We start from the raw sequence: 23658 nt of genomic DNA on the forward strand, positions 1-23658 counted from the left end.
CGGATACAACGCATCCATGCGGGATTTATTCCGTTTGTGTCAGTCGGGGCTGCCGGGCGCGGCGCGGCGTCCGCTGACCCTCGGCACATCGCCGGTGGTCCAGTCGCGGAACTCGGCATCGACGTCGGCCGCCGGCTCGAATTCCGGCTGTGCCTGCAGGTCGCGGAGGAGCGCCTTCCGTTCGCGCCGGCCCTCCACGAGCCGGTACAGGACAGGAACGAGGACCAGGGTCAGGGCTGTGGAAGAGACCAGGCCGCCGATCACCACCACTGCGAGCGGCTGCGAAATGAAGCCGCCGCCGCCGGTGAGGCCCATCGCCATCGGCGTCAGCGCGAAAACTGTCGCCAGTGCCGTCATCAGGATGGGCCGGAGGCGTTGCAGGGCGCCGTGGGTGATGGCGTCCGCGACGTTCATTCCCGGCGAAATTGTTCCGGCAGGGCCGGTTCGTGGCTGCCGGTACTGGTTGATGAGGTCGATCAGCACGATGGCGTTGGTCACCACGATGCCCACCAGCATCAGCATGCCGATCAGCGACGGCAGCCCCAGGGGAACGCCGGTGACCAGCAGCAGGGCAACGGCCCCTGTGGCGGCGAACGGCACGGACACCAGCAGGATCAGCGGCTGGATCAGGGACTTGAAGGTGGCCACCATGATGACGTACACGATGGCGATCGCAGCCAGCAGCGCCAGGCCCAGCTGCCTGAAGGACTCTGCCTGCTGCGTGGTGGCACCGCCGATCTCGGCAGTTACACCCGCTGGCAGCTCGACGCCCGCCAGGCGGCCCTGTACTTCGGTGCTGACGGCACCCAGGTTGGATCCCGACGGCGTCACGGACACCTTTGCGGTGCGCTGGCCGTTGCTGGCCGTGATGGACACCGGAATATCCACCTGTTCCACGGACGCAATGCTGCCCAGGGTGACAGGCCTTCCGGCGGCCGGCAGCGGGATGTTCCGGACGGCGTCGATGCTGGTGAACCTGGTTCCCTGGCCGATCCTCACCGGGAAGTCGTTGGTGTCGATCCGGACAGTGCCGGCAGGGACCGGGCTGATGGTGGCTGCAAGGACTCCCGCCACCTGCTCCTCATTCAGGCCTGCCGCCACTGCCTTTGCCCGGTCCACCTTGACCTGGACCACCGGCTGGCTCGCGGCGAGGTTGGTTTCCACCTCGCTGGTGCCCGGCACGCCCGTCATGGCCTTCACCATGGCGTCGCTGGCTGCCTGCAGGTCCTGGGTGCTGGCAGCCTTGAGGGTGATGTCCACGGTGGAGGAAGTGCCGAAGCCGCCCTGCTGGGTACCCACGGACACCTTGCCGGAGTCCGGAACCTTGGCCAGCTCAGTGCGGACCGTTTCCTGCAGCTGGTCCTGGTCCGCCTTCTCATCCGTCACCACCGTGAAGGTTGAATTCGACGAGCCGGAGGACACCAGTGCGGCGAACCCGGCCTGCGCATTGCCGGAAGTGACCTGAACGTCCTTGATCCCGTCGATTCCGCGCAGCACCTCTTCGAGGCGGACGGCTGCGGCGCTGGTGTCCGCCAGGCTGGTACCGGCCGGAAGCACTTGGCGTACGGTGAGGCTGTTCTGGCCGGAGTTGCCCAGCAGGTTGGTGGCCAGCAGCGGTGTCATAGCTGCCGTGGCGCCCAGCACGAGCACTGCGGCCACCAGGGTCAGCACGGGGTGTTTCTGCGTCTTGGTGAGGATGGGCAGGTAGCCGCGCTGGAGCCGGCCGCGCTGTTCCTTCTCCTGGGCCGCTGCCCGGGCGGCGTCGGCGTCGGCGCGTGCGCCGGCACCGGACGGCGCGGGGCTCTTGAGGAACCAGTAAGCCAGCACCGGAACGATTGTCAGGGACACCAGCAGGGACGCCAGCAGGGCGATGGTGACCGTCAGGGCGAACGGCCTGAACAGCTCGCCGGCCAGTTCGCCCACGAAGGCGATGGGCAGGAACACGGCCACCGTGGTGAGGGTGGACGCGGTGATGGCCCCGGCCACTTCACGGATCGCGGTGAGGATGGCGGTGACCTTGTCCTCGCCGTAGGTAAGGTGCCGCTTGATGTTTTCGATCACGACGATCGAGTCGTCCACCACGCGGCCGATGGCGATGGTGAGGGCGCCGAGGGTGAGGATGTTCAGGGAGTAGCCGGTAGCCGAGAGCCCGATGAACGTGATGAGCAGGGACAGCGGGATGGATACCGCGGTCACCAGGGTGGAACGGGCCGACATCAGGAAGACCAGGATGACCGCCACGGCGAACCCCAGCCCCAGCAGGCCCTCGGTGGTGAGGTCCTTGATGGACTTTTCAATGAAGGGCGCCTGGTCGAAAACCGGGGGTGAACGTGGCGTTGGAGCCAAGCTCCGCTGCCAGCTCATCCAGGCTGTCCCGCACCGCATGGGAGATGGCCACCGTGTCGCCTTCGGGCTTTTTGGTGACGGACAGCGCGAGGGTTTCGGCTCCATTGGTCCGGGTGATGGACGTGCGTTCGTCGTCCTTGATGGCGACGTCGGCCACGGACCCGATAGTGGCACCGTCCCTGGCACCGGACACCGGAAGGGCTTTGACGGCGTCGAGCGAGTCAACCGGACTGCCGATCTGCAGCGAGAGCGTTTTGCCCTGCTCTTCCAGCGTGCCGGCAGGGACCAGGGCTCCGTTGTTGGAGAGCGTGTCGCGGAGGGAGGCGATGCTGGCACCGGACGCAGCCATCGCCTCGGGGCGCGGAAGGATCTCGATGTGCTGGGTGGCGCCGCCGGTGACATCGGCGCCGCGGACGCCGTCGATCTTCTGCAGCCGGGGAACGCTCAGCCGCTGGAGGTCGGTGTTGAGTTCGCTGAGCGCGGCTTATCCGAGGACACCGCCAGGAAGACGATCGGGAAATCGCTGATGCTCCCGGCGATGGCCTGCGGTTGGACGTCGGCCGGCAGGCTGCGCTTGGCGTTGGAGATGGCCCGGTCGATCTGGTTCCGTGCCCGGTCCAGGTTGGAACCGTAGGTGAACACCATCGTGATCTGCGAAACGCCGTTGCGGGACGTGGAGGAGGTGGATTCAAGCCCCTCCACGCCGTTCAGGGCTGTTTCGAGCGGACCGCTGACCTGCTTGTCCACCACCTCCGGCGAGGCCCCCGGCATGGAGGTCAGCACGGTGATCTGCGGAAACTCAATGGACGGGATGAGTTCCTGCTTCAGCGACGACATGGTGATCACGCCGAAGACCGAAGCGAAGATGGTGATCAGCGCAATCAGCGCCCGGTTCGCCAATGAAAGGTGTGCCAGCCGAAACATCGATGGTCTCCTGGAAGGGTTGGTGACTGGATCCCGGTAAGCCAGCCACTGGCCCCGGCAGGGTCAGTTGCTGGCGGAAACACTCTCCAGCTGAAGGGACTTGGCAGTTGCCCGCTCGAGCTCGGCGGCGAGCTCGGGATTCTCATCCAGCTTCACCCCGTAACCGGGCATCATGTCCTTCAGCTTGCCCTGCCAGCCCTTGAAGTTCTTGGGGAACGTCTTCTGCAGCAGTTCGATCATGATGGGAACAGCGGTGGAGGCTCCGGGTGAGGCTCCCAGCAGCGCGCCGATGGAACCGTCGCGGCCGGCAATCACTTCAGTACCGAACTGGAGGATGCCGCCCTTTTGCGGATCCTTCTTGATGATCTGTACACGCTGGCCGGCCGTGATCAGTTCCCAGTCGCCGTCCTTGGCTTCGGGGTAGTACTCCCGGAGCGCTTCAACCTTGTCACCGTGGCGCTTGGCCACTTCCTTGACCAGGTAGGCGGTGAGGTCCATGTTGTCCTTGGCTACCGCCAGCATCGGAATGATGTTGCCGGGCCGGATGGACAACGGCAGGTCGAGGTAGGAACCGTTCTTGAGGAAGTTGGTGGAGAACCCGGCGTACGGGCCAAACAGGAGGGACCGCTTGCCGTTGACGTAACGGGTGTCCAGGTGCGGGACGGACATGGGCGGGGCGCCCACCGACGCCTGGCCGTAGACCTTGGCGCTGTGCTGGGCGGCGATGGTCTCGTCCGTGCAGCGGAAGAACTGGCCGGAGACGGGGAACCCGCCGTAGCCCTTGCTCTCCGGGATGCCGGAGGCCTGGAGCAGGTGCAGGGCACCGCCGCCGGCGCCGACGAAGACAAACTTGGCGTGGATCCTGCCGTGCTCGCCGGACCTGGGGTGCTTCAGCGTCAGGTCCCAGCCGCCGTCGGACGCCTTGCTGATCCCGGTGACGTCGTGCCCGTAATTGATTTCGACGCCGTTGTTCCCGAGGTAGGTGGTCAGCTCGCGGGTGAGTGCACCGAAGTCGACGTCGGTGCCCTCGGCGGCGCGGGTGGCGGCGATCTTCTGCTGGGTGTTGCGGCCCTTGACGATCAGCGGCGCCCACTTGGCAATCTGGCCGTGGTCCTCCGAGTACTCCATGCTCCGGAACAGCGTGTGCGGCTTGAGGGCCTCGTAGCGGGTCTTCAGGAACCGGGCGTGGTCGTCGCCGATCACGAAGCTCATGTGCGGCACGGTGTTGATGAAGCCTTTGGGGGATCCGATCAGGTTCCCGTCCACCAGGTGGGACCAGAACTGGCGGGAGAGCTGGAACTGCTCATTGATCAGCAGTGCCTTGGCCGGGCTGACCGAACCGTCTTTGGCTGCGGGGGAGTAGTTGAGCTCACAGAGGGCCGCGTGGCCGGTTCCGGCGTTGTTCCAGGGGTCTGAGCTTTCGAGGCCGGGCTGGTCCAGCCGCTCGAACAGGGAGATGGTCCAGTCCGGTTCCAGCTGCTTGAGGAATGCCCCCAGCGTTGCGCTCATGATGCCGCCGCCAATCAGGACGACGTCGGCATGTTGGGTCTTGGAAATGAAGGTCACGATCAGTCTCCGATTGCAGCGGCTCTGGCTGTCACAGAATATCCCCGCCCTGCCGACATACTGAAATTGGCCCGGCCCGTCAAGGCTTTAATTGCACCTTCGTGAAAACTTCATTTAAGACCGGTGACGCAGGGTAGCTGACAACCCGGTCGGACAAAGCCAGCGCGGAGATGGGGAAAGCGATGGGGACTGCCGGGACGGTGGCAGCAATCTGGGCGTTGATGGTGTGATAGAGCTCATCACGGTCCTCACCCTCGGGCAGCCCCCGCGCACGGTTGATCTTGGAGAATACCTGCGGATCCTGGTAGCCGAACTCGCCGTTCTTCTCGCCGAACAGCGGCCCCACGAAGTTGTCTGCGTCCGAGTAGGAACCGTTCCAGCCCAAGAGGTGCAGGGCATGGTCGCCGGGTGACTGGACTTTCTGCAGGTAGCCGTCGGCCCAGTCCACGGGAACCGGCCGCACATTGATGCCGACGGCGGTGAGCTGCCGGCTGATCTCGGCGTACACCTTCTCGGGAGTAGGCAGGTAGGGGCGGGTGACGTTGAGCGGGTAGTAGAACTTCAGTTCCTCGCCGGCATAGCCCCCGTCCTTCAGGTATTCCTTTGCCTTCGCCGGATCGTGGCCAAGCTCGGGGGCGTCCTTGTTGAAGCCGCTGATCTTCGGCGGGACGAACTGGGTTGCCTTGGTGGTGTTGTCGATGAAGAACCTGCGGATCAGGGTCTCCTTGTCGATGGCCATCTCGATGGCCTGCCGGACCTTCTGGTTCTGCAGGACCGGGATGTCCTGGTTGATTCCCACGTACATGACCGAGAACGGGTCGCGCTGGACGATCTGCTTGCCGCGCTTCACCAGCTGGTCAAAGTTGCCCACGGTGACGGCGTCGTAACCGTCGATCCGGCCGTCGAGCAATGCCTGCAGCCGTGTTTGCGGGTGGTCGTAGGCCAGGAAATTGATGGTGGCAATCTGGCCCCGGTCACCCCAATAGGCCTTGTTGGTCAGCAGGGTGACGCTTTGGTCATCCCAGGAGCCAAAGCTGAAGGGCCCGGTACCCACTGGCGCGGTGGCAAAATCGGAAACGGGCCGCCCGGCGCGGTTCTGGTCCAGGACATCGGCTTTCCCCGCCGCCAGGGCTGCCGGGGAGGCAATGGCAAAGGCAGGCAGGGTCAGCGCCTGGAGAAAGGCCGTGAACCTTTGCGTGAGGTCGATCCGGACGGTGCCCTGGTCCACCGCCGTGCAGCTCTTGAAGATGGACAGCGCCGCTTCGTCGGAGTGCGCCTTGAAGACGCCCTTGAACGAGCTGCCGGGGGCCTGCCGCCGCAGCTCTGCGGGGAAGGCGAACCAGCGGTTGAAGTTCGTGCAGACGGCGTCGGCGTTGAAGGGGGTGCCGTCCTGGAAGGTGACACCGTCGCGCAGCTTAAAGGTGTAGCTGCGGCCCTCGTTGGACTCGGACCATTCGGTGGCGAGCAGGGGAGTGGGCTTGCCGGTGGTCTGGTCGACTCCCACCAGGCCTTCGAGGACCTGCCGGGTGATGCGCTGTGATTCGACGTCGCTGGAGAGCGCGGGGTCCAGGCCGAGCGGCTGGGCTGCCGTACCGAAGTTGAACGTCGCCGCCGGTTCGGCAGCGGCCGCGGAGCTGGGGGAATCCGACGACGGCGAGGGGGACGGTGCGTTGGTGCACGAGGTCACACCCCAGGCCAGGAGCGCGGCGCCGGCAGTGAGGACCGTTCGCCGCGATGTACTTCTGGTCACCCGTTTATCACCCCTGGATCGTGGATCTCCGCCGCCTGCGGACCGGGTCCAGTCTAGCCGCCGCCACCGGGCCGGCGCGGGCGGTGACCGCCGCCGGGCGGGTACAGGTCCAACGCGCTGAAGCCGGGCCCGCTCACAGCGGGCCCAGCTTCAACGTTTTGGGCCGGAAATCCGGCATTGCCTACTTGGGCATCAGCACCGAATCGACCAGGTAAACGGTGGCGTTCTTGGTCTTGACGCCGCCGCAGATCACGTTGGCATCGTCAACCTTGAGGTTGTCGCCGCTGCCCGTTACGGTCACGGAGCCGCCCTGGACAGTTGCGTGCGTGCCAGCGATCATGTCGGGCGTGATCTGGCCGGGAACCACGTGGTAGGTCAGGATCTTGCTCAACAGGGCGTCGTCGGTCTTCAGTGTCTCGATGGTGGCGGGGTCGATCTTGGCGAAGGCGTCGTCAACCGGGGCGAAGACCGTGAATTCACCGCCGTTGAGCGTGTCAACCAGATCCACCTTCGGGTTCAGCTTTCCCGAAACCGCAGCGGTGAGGGTGGTCAGGATCGGGTTGTTCGAAGCCGCGACGGCGACGGGGTCAAGGGCCATGCCCTGGACCGATCCGGCGCCGGTGGGTACCTTCTCGGCGTAGCCGGCGCAGCCCGGGCCCACCAGGTTTGCCGCCGGGTCCATGGCGCCGGCGGAGGCGCTGGCAGTGGAGCTTGCGGACGGCGACGCGGCCATGCTGGAGGCCGACGGCTCCGCCGAGGGGGCGGACGAGGATCCGGAGGTGCTTCCGGAGCCGCCACACGCGGTCAGGCTAAGCAGCGCGGCTGCTGCAACGCCCGCGACCGTGAAAGTTGTGCGCTTGATTGTCTGCATTGCGTTCTCCTTGTTTGTTGTGGGCCGGCCGCCGACTGGATGTCTGCGGAAGTGGTGCTGATCCGGCTGGTGGGCACCTGCACTGTGGCTGGCGTCTCACAGTGCATTCGGGCGGCAGGTCCATCCGGATGGGCGGTTCGGGAAAGTTTTTCAGGGGTCCACCTGCTGAAACACAAAAATCCCCCGGCCGAAGCCAGGGGATTCCCGTATTTACTGAGTGCGCAAGGGGGGACTTGAACCCCCACGCCCGAAGGCACAGGAACCTAAATCCTGCGTGTCTGCCAATTTCACCACTCGCGCCCGGCACCGCTGCGCTGCGTAAAAAAATGCCCACGACGGCGGATGCCAGCTTCCATTGTAGCGGTGCGCATGTGCACCGCCCGGTGCCACCCGTCAGGCGTCGAGCTTCAGGTCCCGCCGCAGCTTGGCAACGTGGCCGGTGGCCCGGACGTTGTACTGCGCCAGTGCTACCTTGCCGTCGGGGTCCACCACGATGGTGGAGCGGATGAGCCCCTGGTAGGTCTTGCCGTAGTTCTTCTTTTCACCCCACGCGCCGTAGGCCTCCGCCACGGCGTGGTCCTCATCCGAAAGCAGGGGGAAGGTCAGTTCTTCCGCGGCAGTGAATTTAGCGAGCTTCTCCACCGGGTCCGGGGAGATTCCCACTACGTCGTATCCGGCGGACTGGAGGGACGCCAGGCTGTCCCGGAAATCGCAGGCTTCCTTGGTGCAGCCCGGCGTGGCAGCTGCCGGATAGAAGTACACCACTGTGTTCCGGCCCGAGCCGGGGCAGAGGGAAACATCGTTGCCCGTTGCATCCTTGAGCGTGAATCCGGGAGCGTCGTCGCCGGTAACGAGTCTTTCAGCCATTGTTTTTCTCCTTGTTGCGGGCGGGACACAACAGCCTAATAAGCAGCGGAAGCCAGCGCTAATCAGCATTTGGCTATACTTGCTGCTATGCCTGATATGGATCACTGGCCCACGGGGCGCCTATTGTCCACTGCCGCACGCCTCGTCGAACACTCGTGGAACGAAAAACTCGGCGCCATCGGCCTGACCCACGCCGGCGTTATCGCCATTGAGGTCCTTGCCGCGCAGGGGCCCATGACCCAGGCGCAACTGGCCCAATACGTGCGTGTCCAGGCCCAAACCATGGGTAAAACCCTCAGCCGGCTTGAGACGCACGGCCACATTGCCCGCGTCCGCAGTACGTCGGACCGCCGCAGCCACGTGGTCTCCCTCACCGAGAGGGGCAAGGAAGCGGTGGCCGAGGCTGTTGAAATGGAGCGTTCGGTGCTGGCGTCCTCGTCCATCGACCCCGAACTCCTGAGGCAGGAGCTCAAATCCGTGGTCCGGGAACTGGCCAGCCAGTTCGCCACCACCCCGGGCAACGCCGCTGCCCTGGTGGATAACCCTTCCAGCTGAACGCGCCACCCCAAACGCACTCTTTCCACAGACAACGTGGCCCGGACTCCCAGGCCACGTTTTTTGTGCTCCCAGAATGCCTCTTTTGCGGGAGGAGTCCGCGTTCGTCCTTGCGTGCCGGGGATGCGTGATGGGCCAAAGAATGCAGAATAAAACAAAACAGCCCCTGGCTTGCGTTTCCGCGAGCCAGAGGCTGTTTTCCCAGTGGTGCACCCCCCGGGACTTGAACCCGGAACCCATTGATTAAGAGTCAATTGCTCTGCCAATTGAGCTAGAGGTGCATCTTGTTTGTTTCAATCTCCCGGGCTTTTTCTTTCCCGTTGATCTCCGCAACGACATGAAACTCTACACGAACTTTTGGTGCATGTGAAATCGGCCCGTCCGGGAGCTCCATGGGGAGGGTCTTCGGGTGCAGGAGCCGCGGAAATACAAGGATTTTGGGCTCTTGCTGTTGGCGGCAAAGGTGTGGAAAGTGACCCGCGGAAGGCGCTCCGGCCGCCCGGCCCCGCTGTGAGTTGGGACACAGGGGGCTCGGGCGGGATCTGCGGGGTTTGCTGACACCTGCAGCCTCTGCCGGCCCCGCCTCAGAGGCGCCTGCGACGGGGAGCCCGGAAGCCGGCGGCTTCGGCGTGGGCGGCGGATTCAAACCAGACGTCGGCACGTGTCCCGTCGTAGTCCGGGTGGCCCTCTTCGTAATAGACCATTGAGCCGGCATCGCCCTTGACCGTGTACTCCGCGGGGCCGCTGCCGTCCGCACCGGCCCCTGCGGATCCTGCTCCGTACGGTTCCTCTGCCGCAAGGTGCCCCTGTGGTTCCGGGGCTCCCTGCGGCAGAGCGGACGGCGGTGCCTGCAAGTGGTCTGCACCGTTCTCGGCCAGGGCAGATGACTGGGTGCGGTCCGTGGTCTCCGCGGCAGCGAAGTCAGCAGCGGCGGATTCCGCAGCTGGGGGCAGCAACGGCGTCGCCGGCGGTGCTGCCCGTACCGCTGTCCGGTGAGCCCGGCGCAGTCGCTGCGCCCGTACCGACGGGGACGTCGGCGCCGGGGGAGTAGCTTCTGTCCGCTCCGGTCCGGGCGGCAGCCGACGGGCCGGCGTCGTCCTCTTCCACCGCCGCTGTCTCAGCGCCGGGAAGGGTCGGTGCGTGGGACTCTGTGTATTCCGCGTGGTGAACCGGCTGGGCGGCCTGCACCGAGGCCTGTTCCGCGGCGGGTACGGCGTGGCGTGCTGACTCCGGGGTACCCGAACCGCCGGCCTCGGACCACTGCGTCTCCCATTCCGCCTGGTCCTGGCGGGTCCGCTCGTCCCGGGGATTTTCCGGGTGGGCCTCAGCCATCGAAGCCGATTCCGCGTCGGTGGCTTCCAGCGGCGACGCCCCAGTGCCATCCGCTACCGCTTCCGTATCGGATGGGCTGGAGTTGTCCCGGCCGGCCCCTGCGTGGTCAGCAGTTGCCATGTGACCGCCGTCTGACTGGGTCGTAGCTCCTGCGGACGCCACTGCGGAGTCGGCAGGCTCGTCGGCGGCTGAGGGTGCCGCGGTCCCGGCGGGACGCCCGAAGCCGGCAGCGGAGGCAAGCCCGGCTGTTCCCGCTGCTTCGGCCGATGCCGCGGCGCTGCCGCCGGAAAGGGCCCCATCCGCCCGACGGTCTGCCGGGGAACCCGGGGGCCGTGTCGCGGCGGGCCGGGTGTTCCCGGCAGGGCCAGCGGCACCGGCGTCCTTGTTGCGGTTGTTGCGGCTGACCAGCCACCACACCACGCCGATGACAATGACTGCTACCACGATCCACATGACGACATCCATGGCATTCCCTTCACTTTGGCTTACAACGCGTTCTGCCCCGACGCTACGTCGGGTCACCATGGCTGTCTAGGTTTGCCGGCAATGGCGCGCGGGGGAATCCCTTGGCTGGCCAGGGCCGGGGCGCGGGCTTATGGAGTTGCCACGCTGCGTCGTGGGAGGCCGCCGGCGGGAGGCAGGTCCAGCGATCCGGTTTTAACCGCCCCCTTCAGTCCGTTTGGCACTACGGGGGTCATAGACTTTCACTCATGACCGAGAGCCAGATCGAAACCGAGAGCAAGCCTGACATCAAGCCCCGCAGCCGGGTGGTTACCGACGGCATCCACGCCGCACCGGCCCGCGGCATGTTCCGTGCGGTCGGCATGGGCGACGACGACTTCGCGAAGCCCCAAGTGGGCGTCGCGAGTTCGTGGAACGAAATCACTCCCTGCAACCTTTCCCTGAACCGGCTGGCCCAGGGTGCCAAGGAGGGCGTCCACGCCGGCGGCGGCTTCCCCATGCAGTTCGGCACCATCTCCGTGTCCGACGGCATCTCCATGGGCCACGAGGGCATGCACTTCTCCCTGGTTTCCCGCGAAGTCATCGCTGATTCCGTCGAGACCGTCATGCAGGCCGAGCGGATTGACGGTTCGGTGCTGCTGGCCGGCTGTGACAAGTCCCTCCCCGGCATGCTCATGGCCGCAGCACGCCTGGACCTGGCCAGCGTGTTCCTCTATGCCGGCTCCATCATGCCGGGCTGGGTGAAGCTGGAAGACGGTTCCGAAAAGGAAGTCACCCTCATTGACGCCTTCGAAGCCGTGGGTGCCTGCGCCGCGGGCAAGATGAGCATGGAAGACCTGACCCGTATTGAAAAGGCCATCTGCCCGGGCGAAGGCGCCTGCGGCGGCATGTACACGGCCAACACCATGGCCTGTATCGGTGAGGCCATGGGCATGTCCCTGCCCGGCTCTGCCGCCCCGCCCTCGGCAGACCGCCGTCGTGATGAATTCGCCCGCAAGTCCGGCGAAGCGGTGGTCAACCTGCTCCGCCTGGGCATCACCGCCCGCGACATCATGACCAAGAAGGCCTTCGAAAACGCCATCGCCGTCACCATGGCGTTCGGCGGGTCCACCAACGCGGTCCTGCACCTGCTGGCCATCGCCCGCGAAGCCGAGGTTGAGCTGACCCTCGACGACTTCAACCGCATCGGCGACAGGATTCCGCACCTTGGCGACCTCAAACCGTTCGGCCGTTACGTCATGACCGACGTCGACAAGATCGGCGGCGTTCCCGTCATCATGAAAGCACTGCTGGACGCCGGCCTGCTGCATGGCGACTGCCTCACCGTCACCGGCAAAACCGTGGCAGAGAATCTCGCCGCGATCAACCCGCCGGACGTCGACGGCAAGATCCTGCGCGCGCTGGACAACCCGATCCACAAGACCGGCGGCATCACCATCCTGCATGGCAGCATGGCTCCGGAAGGCGCCGTGGTCAAGAGTGCAGGCTTCGACGCCGACGTCTTCGAAGGGACCGCCCGCGTGTTCGACCGCGAGCAGGGTGCCCTGCAGGCGCTGGACAAGGGCGAAATCCATGCCGGCGACGTCGTGGTCATCCGCTACGAGGGCCCCAAGGGCGGCCCGGGTATGCGGGAGATGCTCGCCATCACCGGCGCCATCAAGGGTGCGGGGCTGGGCAAGGACGTCCTGCTGCTGACAGACGGCAGGTTCTCCGGCGGTACTACCGGATTGTGCATCGGTCACGTCGCGCCGGAAGCGGTCGACGGCGGTCCTATCGCCTTTGTCAGGGACGGTGACCGGATCCGCGTGGACATCGCAGCGCGCAGCTTCGACCTGCTGGTGGATGACGCTGACCTTGAAGCCCGCAAGGCTGGCTGGGAGCCGCTGCCGGCCCGCTACACCAAGGGCGTCCTGGCCAAGTACGCCAAACTGGTGCACAGCGCCAGCACTGGTGCGTACTGCGGCTAACCGGCTCCGGCAGCCCAACCGCGCCGTCCGCGGTTGAGCTGAGGCCACACGCACCCTGACCGCTGGCGAGGTTGGGGTGCGGGTGGCGAAACCTTTGGTCCCCATGCCATATGATCAAGGGGTGGACATTGGAGTCCACATGGTGAGATGGGATTGTCCCGCGTTGACACCCGTCACACCAGAGGGAAAACTGAACGCATGACTTTCGTTACCAACTGCGCAGTTGCAGTCGTCGTCCTTACCAAGCGCGTGGCTCACTAGCCCCGGCAACGAACTGTCACGCGCAAACCCCTCGAAGAGCCAGCACGGCTTGAGGGGTTTTTTTATTCCCCCGCAGTTTCACCGTTATTGATGATCCACAAGGAAGAGTCCGATGAGCAAAGGATCGCCGATCAGCCCCTCGCTGATGGCTGCCAAGTCCCCTGGAGCCCCCAAGGCTCCGGAACGTGCCGACCGGACGGCTGAGCATGCCGCCGTCGTCGCTGACCTTGCTGCTGTCTCTCCTGTCCTTGGGCCGAACAACGTTGTACCCCCAACGGTGATGACCGGCTCGCAAGCTATTGTCCGCTCGCTCGAAGAACTCGGCGTCGACGATATTTTCGGTTTGCCTGGTGGCGCGATCCTGCCCACCTACGACCCCTTGATGGCCTCCACCATGAACCACGTGCTGGTCCGTCACGAACAGGGAGCCGGCCACGCCGCGCAAGGCTACGCCATGGTGACGGGACGGGTGGGCGTGTGCATCGCCACCTCCGGCCCCGGCGCCACCAACCTCGTTACCGCCATCATGGATGCCCACATGGACTCCGTGCCCCTGGTGGCCATCACCGGCCAGGTGTCCAGCGGTGTCATTGGCACTGACGCCTTCCAGGAAGCGGACATCGTGGGCATCACCATGCCCATCACCAAGCACTCCTTCCTGGTCACCGACCCCAACGACATCCCGCATGTCATGGCGGAAGCTTTCCACCTGGCCTCCACCGGCCGTCCGGGCCCCGTCCTCGTGGACGTTGCCAAGGACGCACAGGTGGGCCAGATGACCTTCTCCTGGCCGCCCCGCATTGACCTGCCCGGATACCGGCCTGTCACCCGCGGCCACAACAAGCAGGTACGCGAGGCGGCAAAGCTCATCGCGGCGGCCACCAAGCCGGTCCTCTACGTTGGCGGCGGTGTGGTCAAGGCCCACGCCAGCGCCGAGCTGCGGGCGCTGGCCGAAGCCACCGGTGCGCCGGTGGTGACCACCCTGATGGCCAAGGGTGCGTTCCCGGACTCGCACCCGCAGCACGTCGGCATGCCCGGCATGCACGGCACTGTCTCGGCGGTGACCGCCCTGCAGCAGTCGGACCTGCTGATCACTTTGGGCGCCCGCTTTGATGACCGCGTCACCGGTGTCCTCAAGACGTTTGCGCCGCACGCCAAAGTGATCCATGCAGACATCGACCCCGCGGAAATCTCCAAGAACCGCACCGCGGACGTTCCGATCGTGGGCTCGGTCAAGGAGATCATTCCCGAATTGACCGAGGCCGTGCGGGCCCAGTTCGAGGCCGCCGGAACCCCGGACCTCACCACCTGGTGGGCTTTCCTGAACAACCTCAAGGAAACCTACCCGCTGGGCTTTACCGAACCCGAGGACGGGCTCACCGCACCGCAGAAGGTCATCGAACGCATCGGCGCCCTCACGGGCCCCGAAGGCATCTACGTGGCGGGCGTGGGCCAGCACCAGATGTGGGCCGCGCAGTTCATCAAGTACGAGCGCCCGCACGCCTGGCTGAACTCGGGCGGCGCCGGAACCATGGGCTACGCCGTGCCGGCAGCCATGGGCGCCAAGGTGGGGGAGCCGGACCGCGTGGTCTGGGCCATCGACGGCGACGGCTGCTTCCAGATGACCAACCAGGAACTGGCCACCTGCGCCATCAACAAGATCCCCATCAAGGTTGCCGTCATCAACAACTCCTCGCTGGGCATGGTGCGGCAGTGGCAGACCCTCTTCTACGAAGGCCGATACTCCAACACCGACCTCAACACCGGCCACGACACCGTCCGTATCCCGGACTTCGTCAAGCTGGGGGAGGCCTACGGCTGCGCTTCCTTCCGCTGCGAACGCGACGAGGACATCGACGCCACCATCCAGAAGGCCCTCGAAATCAACGACCGCCCCGTGGTGATCGACTTCGTGGTGAGCCCCAACTCAATGGTGTGGCCGATGGTGCCCGCCGGCGTGAGCAACGACCAGATCCAGGTTGCCCGCAACATGACCCCGGACTGGGAAGAGGAAGACTGACCATGAGCCGCCATACACTTTCCGTCCTGGTTGAAGACAAACCCGGCGTCCTCACCCGCGTGGCAAGCCTCTTTGCCCGCCGGGCCTTCAACATCAACTCCCTGGCCGTTGGCCCCACCGAAGTCACGGGCATTTCCCGGATGACAGTGGTGGTCGACGCCGATGGTGAGCTCATCGAGCAGGTCACCAAGCAGCTCAACAAGCTGGTGAACGTGATCAAGATCGTTGAACTGACCTCCGAATCTTCCGTACAGCGCGACCACATCCTGGTCAAAGTACGTGCGGATGCCGCAACACGCCTGCAGGTGACCCAGGCTGCAGACCTGTTCCGCGCCTCGGTGGTCGACGTGTCCACAGACTCCGTCGTCATCGAGGCCACCGGCCATCCCGAAAAGCTCACGGCACTGCTGTCAGTGCTGGAGCCCTTCGGCATCCGCGAAATTGTGCAGTCCGGCACCCTGGCCGTTGGACGGGGATCCCGCTCCATGAGTGACCGGGCACTGCGCTCCGCCTAGGCAGTACGCCACGGCGGGACGTTTGCCCGTAACCGCAGCACCGCAAGACCACCATGTACAAAACCACTCAAGAGGAGTTACGCAAGTGACTGAAATGTTCTACGACGACGACGCCGACCTGTCGATCATCCAGGGCCGCAAAGTTGCCATCGTTGGCTACGGCTCGCAGGGCCACGCCCACGCACTGAACCTTCGCGATTCCGGCGTCGAGGTTGTCATCGCCCTGAAGGACGGCTCCAAGTCAGCCGCCAAGGCCGAGGACGCCGGCTTCACGGTCAAGAACGTTGCCGACGCCGCCGAATGGGCCGACGTCATCATGATCCTGGCGCCGGACCAGTACCAGCGCTCGATCTACAACGACTCCATCAAGGACAAGCTGACCCCCGGCAAGGCACTGGCCTTCGCCCACGGCTTCAACATCCGCTTCGGCTACATCCAGGCGCCCGAGGGCGTTGACGTCATCCTGGTTGCCCCGAAGGCTCCCGGCCACACTGTGCGCCGCGAATTCGAAGCCGGCCGCGGCATCCCCGACATCATCGCCGTGGAGCAGGACGCTTCCGGCTCCGCCTGGGACCTGGCGAAGTCCTACGCCAAGGCCATCGGCGGCACCCGCGCCGGCGTCATCAAGACCACCTTCACCGAAGAGACCGAAACGGACCTCTTCGGCGAGCAGTCCGTCCTGTGCGGCGGCGTGTCCCAGCTGATCCAGTACGGCTTCGAAACCCTGACCGAAGCCGGCTACCAGCCGCAGATCGCCTACTTCGAGGTGCTGCACGAGCTCAAGCTCATCGTGGACCTCATGTGGGAAGGCGGCATCGCCAAGCAGCGCTGGAGCGTCTCCGACACCGCGGAATACGGCGACTACGTCTCCGGCCCGCGCGTCATCACCCCCGAGGTGAAGGAGAACATGAAGGCAGTCCTGGCCGACATCCAGTCCGGCGCCTTCGCCAAGCGGTTCATCGAGGACCAGGACAACGGCGGCGTTGAGTTCAAGGAACTGCGTGCCAAGGCAGAGCAGCACCCCATCGAAGAGGTTGGCCGCGAACTGCGCTCCCTCTTCTCCTGGCAGCAGCAGGACGCGGACTACGTCGAAGGTTCCGCAGCCCGCTAAGGCCACCGCGCGCCGCCAGGCGAACGCGCGACAGCCAGCTAAAGTGCCGCGATGAGGCCGGGTTCACACTTAACAATGTGAGCCCGGCCTTTCCGTCGGCCTAGACTTGTTCCCATCCCCAGGACTGCAACGCAGAGGATCAGCCGTGTCAAAACCCGTAGTACTGCTCGCCGAAGAACTTTCCCCCGCTACCGTCGAGGCCCTTGGCCCGGACTTTGAGATCCGCCAGGCCGACGGCGCTGACCGTTCCCAGCTGCTCTCGGCGATTGGCGATGTTGACGCCATCCTGGTCCGTTCCGCAACGCAGGTGGATGCCGAAGCCATCGCAGCGGCGAAGAACCTGAAGGTCATCGCCCGCGCCGGCGTGGGGCTCGACAACGTGGACATCAAAGCCGCCACCCAGGCCGGCGTCATGGTGGTCAATGCCCCCACGTCCAACATCGTCTCCGCGGCCGAACTCACGGTGGGCCACATCCTCAGCCTTGCCCGCCACATCCCGCAGGCCAGCGCCGCCCTCAAGGACGGCGAATGGAAGCGGTCCAAGTACACCGGTATCGAGCTCTTCGAAAAGAAGATCGGCATCATCGGCCTCGGCCGCATCGGCGCCCTCGTGGCAGCCCGCCTGAAGGGCTTCGACACCAAGATCCTTGCGTACGACCCCTACATCACCTCGGCCCGCGCAGCCCAGCTCGGCGTCCAGCTGGTCACCCTGGACGAGCTGCTCGCCCAGTCCGACTTCATCACCATCCACATGCCGAAGACCCCGGAAACCGTGGGCATGCTCGGAGCGGATGCCTTCAAGAAGATGAAGAACACCGCCTACGTCATCAACGTCGCCCGCGGCGGCCTGGTGGACGAAGAGGCCCTGTTCACGGCCCTGCAGGACGGCGACATCGCCGGTGCCGGCGTCGACGTCTTCTCCAAGGAGCCGAGCACGGACCTTCCGTTCTTCAAGCTCGACAACGTCGTGGTCACCCCGCATCTTGGGGCTTCCACCGATGAGGCCCAGGAAAAGGCCGGCGTGTCCGTTGCCAAGTCTGTCCGCCTGGCCCTGGCCGGCGAACTGGTTCCGGATGCAGTCAACGTGGCCGGCGGCGTCATCGCCCCCGACGTGCGCCCCGGCATCCCGCTCATCGAGAAGCTGGGCCGCATCTTCACGGCACTGACCCACGACTCGCTGACGCAGTTCGACATTGAGGTTGCCGGCGAAATCTCCTCGCTGGACGTCAAGGTCCTGGAACTGGCTGCACTGAAGGGTATTTTCGCCGACGTTGTCACCGAGCAGGTTTCCTACGTCAACGCCCCGGTGATTGCCGAACAGCGCGGCATCAACGTCCGCCTGATCACCACCCCGGATACCGAGTCCTACCGCAACGTACTGACCCTGCGCGGCGCCCTGAGCGATGGCAGCCAGATCTCCGTCGCCGGCACCCTGACCGGTCCCAAGCAGGTCCAGAAGCTGGTGGGCATCAACGGCTTCGAGGTGGAAATCCCCATCAGCGAACACCTCGTGGTGGTGGCTTACGCCGACCGTCCCGGCGTCATCGGCACCATCGGCCACATCCTGGGCATGAACAACATCAACATCGCCGGCATGCAGGTGGCCCGCCACGACGAAGGCGGACAGGTGCTGGCGCTGCTGACCATCGACAGCTCTGTGCCGCAGCAGGTCCTGGACGCCATCAAGGCCGGCATCGGCGCCGAGATGGTCCGCGAAGTGGACCTGGAAGACTAACCAGTCCGCCCGGCCGCACGAAACGCCGAACGACACGTCTCCGCTCGGCGCGTCCCGGCGCGGCCACGTATGATTGGCCGGTCTGCTTAATATGGCCTGGTCCCGTTTCGGGACCGGTCCGGCAGGCCGGCCAATACTTTTTGCACATCCGTCCGTAATCGTCCATGTCCGCTGCCGCCACGTGGTCGACACGGGTGTGCGCCACGCAATCCAGGTCTCAGGGAGTTCAATGAACGCCGTCCAGAGGTTCATCAGGAGCAAAGTGCTGCTGTTGACCGCGGCCATCCTGATCGCAGCCATGTGCTTGTCGGTCCTCGTCCAAAGCCAGTCACAGGCTGCACTCAACAGGACCGTGGATGAGAATTCACGCGGCCTGTACGACGTGCTGGTCCAGGCCAAGGCTCCTGCCGGAGCCCTGCTCCAGCCCGAGATCGCCAACGGCACCGGCGGCATCAGCTTCGAGCAGCTGGATTCGATCCGGAAGCTCTCCGGAACGTCGGTGGCTGCCCCCATCAGCCTCGTGTCCCGCGTGACGCAGAACCTCGAAGCGCCCCGGCTGGACGCCATGGACTACCTCGGCTACAACGCCGGCCTCGCCGGAACGGCAACGGCTGACCAGGCCGCTGGAGCCACGTCCCCGGACCAGTGGCCCGCCGCCGAATCCGTGCTGGGCGACAAAGCCAAGAAGTACCGCCTGACCGCCAGCGCAGTCAGCTCGGACGGCGTTTCCGAACAGACACTGTTCAAGTCCACCGCCGAGGGAACCCTGGGCAAGGCCAAGCTCGTCGAGGAAAAGGCCGCCGGAGGCAGCAGCATCCGCATCGCTGCGCCAGCGGGCGAAACCGGCATCAAGTTCCCGTCTCCGGCCGGCGGTTCCGAGCACAACCTGTTCAACCTTTCCGTCTCCCTGCCGCTCGCGCCCGAGGTGACGGAATCCGTGGTGGCCGTTGACCCCGCATCGGAGCGCGCCCTCCTCGGCACTGCCGGGGACTTCCTGGCCCCGCTCGAAAAAGCGCCGCCTGCCGACGCACGCAACGCCGGCGCCGTCGGCCGGTACCTCGAAGGCCTTTTCACCAATGGCATCGGCCTCGATGAACTCAAGGACGGGCCTGACTTCCTCGGCGTGAAGCTCAAGTACTGGGCACCGCTGATGACCCAGTACCAGCAGGCCAAGCGCACCGGCCAGCTGACGACCGATTCCCAGGCCATCCCCCTCGTGGTCCGCTCCGGCACCTCCCTTGACCTGAAGTACAACGTCAAGATCGAAGAGATCGACGACTCCGGCAAGGTCATCAACGAGGTGGGCACCGCCACCCGCTCGCTCGACAAGGACTACCTTCCCTTCGTCTCGAAGGACCCCTTCGCGCTGTCCTGGCCCGGCTCGACCGACCACACGTCGCTGCTGGGCGCCAACGGAAACTTCAACCAGGGCCTCTACACGCCCGCAAAATGGAGCACCGACTTCGCGGCAGCTCCCAAGTACACCGACGCCGGCACGGCGGCCAACGGTGCCGTGGACAAGAACGCCGTCCCCGGTGAATGGGTAACCGTCAACCGCCTGCCCGAAAAGAGCGCCAACGGCGCCCCGGTGGACCAGACCCAGCGCGAGCCCGTGGACGAGCGCTCCTACCGGGACAACCTGTCCACCGGACAGAAGCAGGCCTCCCCGCTGGCCATGGTGTACGGCACCTTCGACCCCGCCGCAGTCGCCGAGGCATCCGGCGACGTCAACAAGCTGCCCCTGGGCGGCTACGACCCCACGCCGTTCACGATGGTCAAGGACGCCGAAGGCAAGGATGTTCCGGCCACGGAGCTTCAGCCGTCCCTCAGCGCCACCGGACTGGCCAGCCAGTCCGCGGGCGCCATCACGGACTACTACGGCCTGGCCGCGGCCCGCGGCTACACCAACAACGCCAACGTCATCGACGCCATCCGGGTCCGCGCCAAGGCGCCGGGCAGCTGGAAGGAAGCACAGCCCGACGTCGAAAAGCTCGCCGCGGAGATCCGCGACATGGGACTGGAAGCCACCATCGTGGCAGGTTCAGCCCGTGAAGACGCCAGCATCTTTGTACCCGGCTACTCCAAGGACGACGCCGGCAAGGAATCGCCGCTGGGCACCGTGCAGCAGTCCTGGGTCCGGCAGAACGCCGCCGACGCCGTCACCGGTTCGCTGTCCGGAACCAACGTCACCCTGCTCTTCCTGACCCTCTGCGGTGCCGCCCTGCTCACCGGGGCATCGACCGTCAGCTACATCCGTAAACGTCGCAGCGAGGCAGGGACCCTGCGCGCCATGGGCTGGACCCAGCGGCGGATCCGCAGCTGGGTACTCGAGGAATTCGGCGTCGGCGCGGTCCTGCTGGCCGTGGCAGGCATCGTCTTGAGCCTCATCAGCTGGAGCCTGTCCACCGCGCTGGTGTGCGCCGCAGTCCTGGTGCTCTACGCCGCCGCGGCACTGTTTGCCGCACAGCAGCTCAGGCACCGCGACGTCATCGACCAGGAACCGCAGCACGACGAACGGCTGATCCCGGTGGACTCGCCGCTGACCTTCGCCAACCGCCAGCTGGGCACCAATAAGTTCAACACCCTGTCCCTGGCCGTGGCAGTGGGTGTCTTCGGCGCCGCCGTGGGCGGACTGATTGCACTGCTCATCGACATTCCCCGCGCTGCCGGCGCCAGCGCGCTGAGCGGGCTTGCCGCAGCCAGCGTGGCGCTGCCCAGCATCCTGCTGGCCATCGCGGGCGTGGCAGTGGGACTCATCCTCACCCTGGTCACCGGCAGGTTCGAACTGAACGCCAAGCGCCAGTACCTGGGCATCCTCGAGGCCATGGGCTGGAACCCCGACATGCTGCGTCAGGTCCGCCTGTTCGAAAACGCGCTGGTGGGAACCGTCGCCCTGCCCCTGGGCGTGCTGGGCGCCCTCGGCATCGGCCTCCTCCTGGCCCCCTACGCCGCGCTGTGGGCAGGCGTTGCCGGCCTCGTGGCAGTACTTTGCTGGATTCCAATTGCAACGAAAGTGGTCCAATGACAAACCCGACGAATGTCCAGCGGAGCCGCAGGGGCGGCTCCGGCGAGGTTCCCCTGCAGACCCGCGCCAACACCATCGTCAAGGCGGCTGACCACGCCACCCCGCTGGAGCTGAGTGACATCACCATCCGCTATGGCGGCGGCAAGGGCGGAGCCGAAGCCGTCAGCGTCGTGGAGGGCTTCGACCTGACGCTGCACGCAGGCGAGATGCACTGCGTCGCCGGCCGAAGCGGCTCGGGCAAGACCAGCATCCTCACGGTCGGCGCGGGACTGACCCTGCCGACGTCGGGACGCGTCTTCTGGGAAGGCGATTCCCTTGAAAGCATGGGCGACGACGAAATTGCCGACCGCCGTCGCGCGCTGATCGGCTACGTGGACCAGGGCGGTGCCCTGATCGACGGCATGAGCGCCCTGGAAAACGTCCTCCTGCCCGCCGTCCCCGACGGCGAGGTGGACCAGCGCCGCGACATGGCCAAGGACCTCCTGGACCTGGTGGGCCTGGGCCGGCGCATGCGGCACCGGCCCGCGCAGCTTTCCGGCGGTGAGCGGCAGCGCGTCGCCATCGCCCGCGCCCTGATCCTGGGCACCCGCGTCCTGGTGGTGGATGAGCCCACCGCCAGCCTGGACCGCGCCTCCGCCAACCGCATCATCAGCATCCTCAAGGACACCACCTCAGACGGCATCGCCGTCCTGGTGGCGTCACACGACCACGAACTGGTCCGGCTGAGCGATAGCCTGACTGAACTGATCTAGCCCGTCCCTCCGCATCGAAGGTAACTGTCCGCACGTGACTGCTTCAGAGAAAACGCCGTTCTACATCACCACGGCCATCACCTACCCCAACGGCGTGCCGCACATCGGCCACGCCTACGAGTACATCGCCACCGACGCCATGGCGCGCTTCAAGCGGCTGGACGGCTACGACGTGATGTTCCTGACGGGCACGGACGAGCACGGGATGAAGATCGCCCAGACTGCCGAAAAGGAAGGCATCACTCCCAAGGAGCTGGTGGACCGGAACGCGGAAGTCTATAAGGCGGCGCACGAAGCCCTCGGCATCACGTACGACCGCTTCATCCGCACCACGGACGAGGACCACTACGCAGCGTCTCAGGCCATCTGGAAAAAGATGGAAGCCAACGGCGACATTTACCTCGACAAGTACGAGGGCTGGTACTCCGTCCGTGACGAAGCGTTTTACGGCGAGGATGAGACAGTCGTGAAGGACGACGGCGTGCGCTACTCGAAAGAGACGGACACCGAGGTGACGTGGACGGCCGAGGAGAGCTATTTCTTCCGGCTGTCGGCGTACCAGGACAAGCTGCTGGCCCTCTACGAAGCGCAGCCGGAGTTCGGTGCCCCGCAGTCCCGGTTCAACGAAGTGATCAGCTTCGTCAAGCGCGGCCTTGAGGACCTGTCCATCAGCCGCACCACCTTCGACTGGGGCGTCCCGGTGCCGGGCAACAGCAACCACGTCATGTACGTGTGGGTGGATGCGCTGACCAACTACCTCACCGGTGTGGGCTACCCGGACGTGGACTCGGAGAAGTTCCGCCGGTTCTGGCCGGCCGATGTCCATGTGATCGGCAAGGACATCTCCCGGTTTCACGCCATCTACTGGCCCGCGTTCCTCCTGAGTGCCGGCCTGGAACTGCCCAAGCGCGTCATGATCCACGGCTTCCTGCACAACAACGGCGTCAAAATGTCCAAGTCGCTGGGCAACGTGGTGGCACCGGCCGATTTCGTGGAGCAGTACGGCCTGGACCAGGTGCGGTTCTTCTTCCTCCGCGAGGTGCCGTTCGGAGCTGACGGCAGCTACAACCATGAGGCCATCGTGGGCCGGATGAACTCGGACCTGGCGAACAACTTCGGCAACCTGGCGCAACGTTCCCTGTCCATGGTGGCCAAGAACTGCGGGGGAGCCGTTCCCACCCCGGGCGCTTTCACGGATGCTGACACCGCCATCCTGGAACAGGCCGGTGCCTTGCTGGACACAGCGCGTGCGGCCTTCGACAAGCAGGAGTTCAGCCGCGCCCTCGAGGCCATCTGGGCGGTCCTTGGCGACACGAACGCCTACTTCGCCGAACAGGCGCCCTGGGTGCTGCGGAAGACCGACGTCGAACGCATGAACACCGTCCTCTACGTCACCCTGGAGGTGCTGCGCATCGTGGCAATCCTCGCCCAGCCGGTGATGCCGGGTTCGACGGCGCGGCTGCTTGACGCCCTCGGCCAGCCGGAAGGGGACGCACGCCAGTTCGCATCAGTCCCCACGCGCATCGCCGCCGGGACGCCGCTGCCTGCACCGGCGCCGGTGTTCCCCAAGTACGAGGAACCGGCAGAGGCATAGCTGGT

General features: G+C 65.5%; 15 protein-coding genes, 2 tRNA genes and 1 pseudogene. 9 read left to right on the forward strand and 9 right to left on the reverse strand.

The features are described from left to right. Window positions 1-39 precede the first annotated feature (39 nt). The 6 genes and pseudogenes from QE394_RS17595 to bcp all read right to left on the reverse strand — a co-directional run bounded on the left by QE394_RS17595 (window position 40) and on the right by bcp (window position 8324). A pseudogene (locus tag QE394_RS17595) lies at window positions 40-3270 on the reverse strand (efflux RND transporter permease subunit). Between the two features lie 63 nt (window positions 3271-3333). After that, on the reverse strand, window positions 3334-4836 hold the full coding sequence (locus QE394_RS17600) for a malate:quinone oxidoreductase (RefSeq protein ID WP_349035159.1): 1503 nt from the start codon (window positions 4834-4836) through the stop codon (window positions 3334-3336). A 79-nt stretch (window positions 4837-4915) separates the two neighbouring features. Continuing rightward, window positions 4916-6586: an ABC transporter substrate-binding protein gene (locus QE394_RS17605; RefSeq protein ID WP_235501606.1), complete on the reverse strand. Its 1671-nt coding sequence runs from the start codon at window positions 6584-6586 to the stop codon at window positions 4916-4918. Window positions 6587-6767: 181 nt separating this feature from the next. Beyond that, window positions 6768-7457: a fasciclin domain-containing protein gene (locus tag QE394_RS17610; protein WP_056085259.1), complete on the reverse strand. Its 690-nt coding sequence runs from the start codon at window positions 7455-7457 to the stop codon at window positions 6768-6770. A gap of 218 nt (window positions 7458-7675) precedes the next feature. Then, window positions 7676-7757, reverse strand: a tRNA-Leu gene (locus QE394_RS17615). A 93-nt stretch (window positions 7758-7850) separates the two neighbouring features. Continuing rightward, window positions 7851-8324, reverse strand: a complete 474-nt coding sequence (gene bcp / locus QE394_RS17620) for a thioredoxin-dependent thiol peroxidase (protein ID WP_349035160.1) — start codon at window positions 8322-8324, stop codon at window positions 7851-7853. Between the two features lie 96 nt (window positions 8325-8420). Between bcp and QE394_RS17625 the strand changes: the two genes are divergently transcribed. Further along, the gene (locus QE394_RS17625) at window positions 8421-8879 is read left to right on the forward strand and encodes a MarR family transcriptional regulator (protein ID WP_015937461.1); all 459 of its coding nucleotides are present in this window, start codon (window positions 8421-8423) and stop codon (window positions 8877-8879) included. 205 nt (window positions 8880-9084) lie between these two features. Here QE394_RS17625 and QE394_RS17630 read toward each other — a convergent pair. The 3 genes from QE394_RS17630 to QE394_RS17640 form a co-directional block, all read right to left on the reverse strand. Next, window positions 9085-9160, reverse strand: a tRNA-Lys gene (locus QE394_RS17630). A gap of 303 nt (window positions 9161-9463) precedes the next feature. Further along, window positions 9464-9835, reverse strand: coding sequence for a hypothetical protein (locus tag QE394_RS17635; RefSeq protein WP_349035161.1), 372 nt, complete (start codon window positions 9833-9835; stop codon window positions 9464-9466). Then, on the reverse strand, window positions 9801-10676 hold the full coding sequence (locus tag QE394_RS17640; RefSeq protein WP_349035162.1) for a hypothetical protein: 876 nt from the start codon (window positions 10674-10676) through the stop codon (window positions 9801-9803). The genes QE394_RS17635 and QE394_RS17640 overlap by 35 nt, the downstream gene beginning before the upstream one ends. A 245-nt stretch (window positions 10677-10921) precedes the next feature. Here QE394_RS17640 and ilvD point away from each other — a divergent pair, with 245 nt between their 5' ends. The 8 genes from ilvD (at window position 10922) to metG (ending at window position 23653) form a co-directional block, all read left to right on the forward strand. Next, window positions 10922-12640 carry a dihydroxy-acid dehydratase gene (gene ilvD / locus QE394_RS17645; protein ID WP_056085264.1) on the forward strand — a complete coding sequence of 573 codons (1719 nt, stop codon included), beginning with the start codon at window positions 10922-10924 and terminating at the stop codon, window positions 12638-12640. Window positions 12641-13013: 373 nt separating this feature from the next. Next, on the forward strand, window positions 13014-14921 hold the full coding sequence (locus tag QE394_RS17650) for an acetolactate synthase large subunit (RefSeq protein ID WP_091721016.1): 1908 nt from the start codon (window positions 13014-13016) through the stop codon (window positions 14919-14921). Window positions 14922-14923: 2 nt separating this feature from the next. Beyond that, window positions 14924-15436: an acetolactate synthase small subunit gene (gene ilvN, locus QE394_RS17655; protein ID WP_056085269.1), complete on the forward strand. Its 513-nt coding sequence runs from the start codon at window positions 14924-14926 to the stop codon at window positions 15434-15436. 85 nt (window positions 15437-15521) lie between these two features. Next, window positions 15522-16547: a ketol-acid reductoisomerase gene (gene ilvC, locus QE394_RS17660; RefSeq protein ID WP_056085271.1), complete on the forward strand. Its 1026-nt coding sequence runs from the start codon at window positions 15522-15524 to the stop codon at window positions 16545-16547. A gap of 145 nt (window positions 16548-16692) precedes the next feature. After that, window positions 16693-18282: a phosphoglycerate dehydrogenase gene (gene serA, locus QE394_RS17665; protein WP_056085272.1), complete on the forward strand. Its 1590-nt coding sequence runs from the start codon at window positions 16693-16695 to the stop codon at window positions 18280-18282. 229 nt (window positions 18283-18511) lie between these two features. Beyond that, window positions 18512-21307 carry an ABC transporter permease gene (locus QE394_RS17670; RefSeq protein ID WP_056085274.1) on the forward strand — a complete coding sequence of 932 codons (2796 nt, stop codon included), beginning with the start codon at window positions 18512-18514 and terminating at the stop codon, window positions 21305-21307. Further along, window positions 21304-22059 carry an ATP-binding cassette domain-containing protein gene (locus tag QE394_RS17675; RefSeq protein WP_091721010.1) on the forward strand — a complete coding sequence of 252 codons (756 nt, stop codon included), beginning with the start codon at window positions 21304-21306 and terminating at the stop codon, window positions 22057-22059. Before QE394_RS17670 ends, QE394_RS17675 begins: the two co-directional genes overlap by 4 nt. Before the next feature lie 34 nt (window positions 22060-22093). Next, window positions 22094-23653 (forward strand): methionine--tRNA ligase, encoded by a 1560-nt coding sequence (gene metG, locus QE394_RS17680; protein WP_349035163.1) that lies wholly within the window; start codon window positions 22094-22096, stop codon window positions 23651-23653. Window positions 23654-23658 lie beyond the last annotated feature (5 nt).

This window comes from Pseudarthrobacter sp. SORGH_AS 212, assembly GCF_030818145.1.
Classification (GTDB): Bacteria; Actinomycetota; Actinomycetes; order Actinomycetales; family Micrococcaceae; genus Arthrobacter.

Coding starts and splice junctions, on each gene's coding strand:
- QE394_RS17610 (WP_056085259.1), bottom strand. CDS start 7,457: ATGCAGACAATCAAGCGCACAACTTTCACGGTCGCGGGCGTTGCAGCA.
- bcp (WP_349035160.1), bottom strand. CDS start 8,324: ATGGCTGAAAGACTCGTTACCGGCGACGACGCTCCCGGATTCACGCTC.
- QE394_RS17625 (WP_015937461.1), top strand. CDS start 8,421: ATGGATCACTGGCCCACGGGGCGCCTATTGTCCACTGCCGCACGCCTC.
- QE394_RS17640 (WP_349035162.1), bottom strand. CDS start 10,676: ATGGATGTCGTCATGTGGATCGTGGTAGCAGTCATTGTCATCGGCGTG.
- ilvD (WP_056085264.1), top strand. CDS start 10,922: ATGACCGAGAGCCAGATCGAAACCGAGAGCAAGCCTGACATCAAGCCC.
- QE394_RS17650 (WP_091721016.1), top strand. CDS start 13,014: ATGAGCAAAGGATCGCCGATCAGCCCCTCGCTGATGGCTGCCAAGTCC.
- ilvN (WP_056085269.1), top strand. CDS start 14,924: ATGAGCCGCCATACACTTTCCGTCCTGGTTGAAGACAAACCCGGCGTC.
- QE394_RS17670 (WP_056085274.1), top strand. CDS start 18,512: ATGAACGCCGTCCAGAGGTTCATCAGGAGCAAAGTGCTGCTGTTGACC.
- QE394_RS17675 (WP_091721010.1), top strand. CDS start 21,304: ATGACAAACCCGACGAATGTCCAGCGGAGCCGCAGGGGCGGCTCCGGC.